Source organism: Frankia sp. CoWAU3, assembly GCF_977971855.1.
The window spans coordinates 1-4389 of record NZ_CDWWXB010000166.1 but is presented as its reverse complement, the minus strand read 5'-3'; the positions used below and the strand labels follow the sequence as shown (position 1 = coordinate 4389).

The following is a 4389-nucleotide window of genomic DNA, read 5'->3' as shown; positions in this document are numbered from 1 at the left end:
GGCGCGCAGGTGGGTACTCTTGCTCTGCAACGCGAGGACCGGGGACGCGCCGCGCAGCGCCGAGCTGACCGTCAGGCGCAGCTCGGCGAACTCCGCCACCGGCACTCGCACGGCAAGGCGGTTCAGCCCGGCGTCCGGCGGGACATGGCGGGCGCGGGCCCACTGCAGGGCGGCGCGGATCTCGGTGAAGGCCCATCCCCGGCCGGCATCGGCCGCGGTCTGCAGCGCGGTATGCAGCGACAGCCCACCGACCAGCAGGATCCGCACCAGATCGAGATAGGCGGCCACGGCCAGCCTCGTCTCCTGCCGGCGGGCACTCGCCCGGCGGTGCAGCGGCCGATCCGCCCACACGAACCCGAACGGCACCGCGGCGACACAGCCGAGCGGCAGGGTCGTCGCGGGCAGCACGATCCCGCTCGCCCACCCCACCGCGGCCAGCCCCACCGCGGCGCTCACCACGACCAGCAGGCGGATCATCCTGGTCGCGGTGTGCGCGGCCGGGTCGAGGCCAAGCACGGCAAGGTCCTCGGCGAGGAGCAGTCGCCGCGCCCACGCCGGGCCGACGGTCTGCTCGAGCCGGCGGTGGACCTGCCCGGCCCAGCGGCCACCGGTCGCACCCCAGGCCGGCTGCTGGTCGGGTGCGGGGGTCGGGCGCAGGCTCCGCCCAAGGAGGAACAGCCCGGCGCCAACGATCGCACCGCAAAGAGCCGGTACCGCCGCGTCGGACAGCGGGCCGGTCATGTCGCGTCGCCGAAGAAGTCCGGGACCACGGCGGGCCGGGCCAGCCGGACCAGGGTCCGCACCGCCAGACCCACAACGCCGGCGATCATGATGAGGACCATCTGGCCCCAAGCGGTGCGGTAGGGAGCGAGCATCGCCGGCCATACCGCCAGGACACCGACGACGGACACGGCGAACAGGCCGAGCAGCAGCACCATCGACCGGCGGTAGCGGGCCCGGACGGCATGCAGATCCCGCAGCACCGCGACCCGGTGGCGGGTCGACTCGACCTGCTCGGCCATCAGCCGCGCCAGGTCCCCGGCGCCCCGCCGGTAGGTCAGCGACAGCACGGCGACGATCGACCCGACAAGCGGATGGTTCACCTCCGCCCGGAAGCCGGCCAGCGCCGCCGGCAACGGCTCCCGATCGAGGCGGACCCGTAACCGGCCCAACGGCCCGGCGAGCGCGGGCGGGGGCAGCTGACACGACGCCACCACCGCAGCCTTCAGCGGCTGCCCGGCGTCGAGTTCCTGGCGCACCGTCTCGCACCAGGTCGCGACCGCCTCACCGAGCTCGTTCAGCTCGTCGACGCTTGGACCCCGCCGGACGTCGTGCGCCAGCCACGCGGCGCCACCACCCAGCACCCCGAGCACCGGCACACCGACCACGACGCCGAGGATCAGACCGGCGAGCACGCCGCCCGCCACCGGCAACACGAACTCCGCACCCCACCCGGCCATCCCGGCGTCGGACGGCCGGCCCTCCCGGGGCCCGCCCGGCAGCCGGCGGCCCCAGCCAACAGGGCGGCTCCGGCCGGCGGGGACGTCCCGATCCTGCAGCAAGGCGACGAGCAGCAGCCAGCATCCCAGGCCGACCAACGCACCGGACAGCGCCCCGATGAGGAGGCGGGTCTGCGCGTTCACCAGGCCGCCCTCGCCCGGCGCCGGGTGAGGACCGCCGGGCCGACCCCGGCGGAACCCAGTTTGGCGGCGAGCTGGTCGGAGAAGTCCAGGTCCGTGCGTACCGCCCGCTCGATCCTCGCGTCCCAGCGCCACAGCTCCGCCGAGGTCACCCGGCCCTCCCGGTACTCCCCGATCTCATGCACGCTCGTGACCACCCGCCGGCGTCCAGGTTCGCGACATGCACGATCAGATCGACGGTGGACGCGATGGTCTCCAACACCGCCGCCTCCGGCACCCGCCCCGGGTCGAACGCCGCATACGTGCGTAGCCGGGCGACGACGTCGGCGGCGCTCGGTGCGTGGATCGTCGTCGCCACCCCTTGGGCGATGCCCTGCCCGAGCGCCAGCAGCAGCGGCAGGACGCCGCCGTCGGGGCGCAGTTCCCCGAGCAGGACCCGGTGCGGGGTCTGACGGCGCAGGTTCTCCGCGAGATACCGCGCCATCGAATACTCGCCGCGGCCGTCGACGTTGCGCTCGCGGGCCTCGAACTCCACCAGGTTGCGGAACCGCTCCGGGGCCAGGAACAGCTCCTGCTCATCCTCCACCGTCACCATCCGGTCGAGGATCGGATCGTCGGGTGTGGCGTTGACCCACGCCCGCAGCAGCGTCGTCTTCCCCGCTCCCGTCCCACCCGAGATGATCAGCCCGAACGGTTGACGCAACGCCGCCGTCCCCGCGAGCAGGGCGGTGATGTCCGATCCGAACATCCCCGCGTCGGCGAGTCCGTCCAGGGTGTCCAGGCCGGGCCGAAACAACCGGCAGTCGATGTGGGTCAGGCGAGTCACCCGGGACACCGCGTGCACCCGAACCCCGTTCGGCAGCCGGAACCGCACCGACGGGTTGCTCTCGTCGAACCGGCGGCCGACCGACGCCGCATGCTCGGCCACCCACTCAAACGCCTGGGCGTCGCTACCGAACGGAGACCGTCCCTCGATCCGATGCCCGCTGCCGCGCTCGGTCAGCACCAGGTTGACCGCGCCGTTGACCTCCACATCGGAAAACCGGTCCGCCAGCAGGAACGGGCCGAGCGAACCCAGCGGCGACTGGGCCTGGCGGACCAGCAGCCGCACCTCGTTCTCCCCGGCCGCGTCCAGCGGCGGCGCGTCGGCCGCGCCGCGCCGGATGTCGGCCAGTTCCCGGGCGAGGAGCTCCTCGGCGAGCGCGGCGCGTTCCGTCGGGGTGAACCGCCGGCCGCTGCGGCGCGCCGCCGCCACCTGACGCTGCACCGCCGTGTTGATCGTGCTCGCTACATCCTCGGCGACATCGGACCCGCCATCGGACCCGCCGTCGGACCCGGAGGTGCTCGGCTGCAGGCTCATCCGCCACCTCCCTGCCCAGGGCCGTCCCCGCTACCACCGGCCGGGCCGCCGTCAGCCGGCCCGGGCGAAGACCCACCGCCGACACCGAAGAGGCGGACGCCATGCTCGGACGTCGCCGCCAGCCTCTCGGGCAGGGCGAGGTAGACGACCGTGTCCCCGGACCGGCCCGTCGCCGCCTGCGGGTGGACCTCGGCGATCCGTACGTTACGGGCCAGCACCACGGCCCGGCCGGTCGTCGTGTCGAACCCCAGGACCCCCACGGCATCACCGGTCCGGACCGACGCCGAGGGCAGACCGTCCGGGCCGACCGTCACCCCGATCGAGACCTGCCCGGCGGGTGCCGTCACCGAGCCGACCATCTCCGGGCTGAGCAGGGTGCCCGCCGGTAGGTCCAGGAGCACCGGCTGCCCCACCAGCGCGCGGCGCGCCGTGGCCGGCGTGGCCAGCCGCACCGACCCGCCCCGTGCATCCACACCTACGACCGCCAGATCCGCCGGTGCCACCACCGTGCCGCGGGCCAGCGGACGGGCGAGCGCCACCACCTCGACCCGGCGTGCATCGTCCGAGGACAACCACAGCGCGCCGGCCGCGCCGAGGACCATGAGCAGCAGCGCCACGGCCGCGCCGCCCCACCGGCGGCGCGCCACGCCGCTCTGCGGACCGGGGTCGAGGTCGTCCGCGATCCAGTCGTGATCGGTGGGTCTCGCCGGCCGGGTCATCGCCCCGCCCTCTCAACCGCCTCGATCTCCCGCACCTCGACCGGCACCTCCGCCCGGGTCGTGATACCGGGAAGCGTGCCGTGTTCGCCGTCGCTCGCACTCCAGGCCACGGTCCAGTCGATGGCCAGCACCCCGGGCCAGAACCGGCCGCCCGGCGCGGCCGTGGAGGCGTCCCGATAGGTGTATGAGCAGGCCGGGAGACGCGCCGGCTCCGGTGTGCCGGGGACGAACACCGGGCCCGGCCCGACACAGGACACCGGCGGCGAGCCATCGCCCGGGGCGAACCGCAACACCGTCGGGGCCGCGGTCACGGTCACCGACGCCCCCGGGATCTGCGCCGACGCGGACACCGCCGACCACTGCCCCGGCACCGCGAACCACACCGGCACCCGCACCACCGCCGCCCCCGCCACGTCGGGGGAGAACCGGCCACGCGGAGCCGGCAGCCGGCGCCGCACCTCCCGCGCCGCCGACGCCACCGCGCCGGAGACATTCGGAACCCGTAGCCACGCCCACCCGACGATCCGGCCGTCGCAGATCCGCGCGTACATCCGGGACCGGCCACCGTCCGCCTCGACCCGTTCGACGTCGACCAGGCCGATGGACTCCGGTCGCGGCTTCACCAGCTGCTCGGCGGCCGCATAGCCCACCAGCCAGCGGCACGCGGCCG

6 protein-coding genes are annotated in these 4389 nt (G+C 74.7%); all 6 read right to left on the bottom strand.

Features of this window, described 5'->3' with window-relative positions:
- Positions 1-741: type II secretion system F family protein (locus AC08ON_RS13895; protein ID WP_476617118.1), on the bottom strand; the 741-nt coding region annotated here is incomplete at its 3' end.
- Positions 738-1643, bottom strand: coding sequence for a type II secretion system F family protein (locus tag AC08ON_RS13890; RefSeq protein ID WP_476607713.1), 906 nt, complete (start codon positions 1641-1643; stop codon positions 738-740). The genes AC08ON_RS13890 and AC08ON_RS13895, both read right to left, overlap by 4 nt.
- Positions 1640-1825 (bottom strand): hypothetical protein, encoded by a 186-nt coding sequence (locus AC08ON_RS13885; protein WP_476607712.1) that lies wholly within the window; start codon positions 1823-1825, stop codon positions 1640-1642. Before AC08ON_RS13885 ends, AC08ON_RS13890 begins: the two co-directional genes overlap by 4 nt.
- Entirely contained in the window at positions 1789-3000 is a 1212-nt protein-coding gene (locus AC08ON_RS13880; RefSeq protein ID WP_476607711.1) for an ATPase, T2SS/T4P/T4SS family, read from the bottom strand. Before AC08ON_RS13880 ends, AC08ON_RS13885 begins: the two co-directional genes overlap by 37 nt.
- Positions 2997-3719 (bottom strand): SAF domain-containing protein, encoded by a 723-nt coding sequence (locus tag AC08ON_RS13875; RefSeq protein ID WP_476607710.1) that lies wholly within the window; start codon positions 3717-3719, stop codon positions 2997-2999. The genes AC08ON_RS13880 and AC08ON_RS13875 overlap by 4 nt, the downstream gene beginning before the upstream one ends.
- The coding region (locus tag AC08ON_RS13870) for a hypothetical protein (RefSeq protein ID WP_476617117.1) at positions 3716-4389 on the bottom strand (674 nt) is incomplete at its 5' end. The genes AC08ON_RS13870 and AC08ON_RS13875, both read right to left, overlap by 4 nt.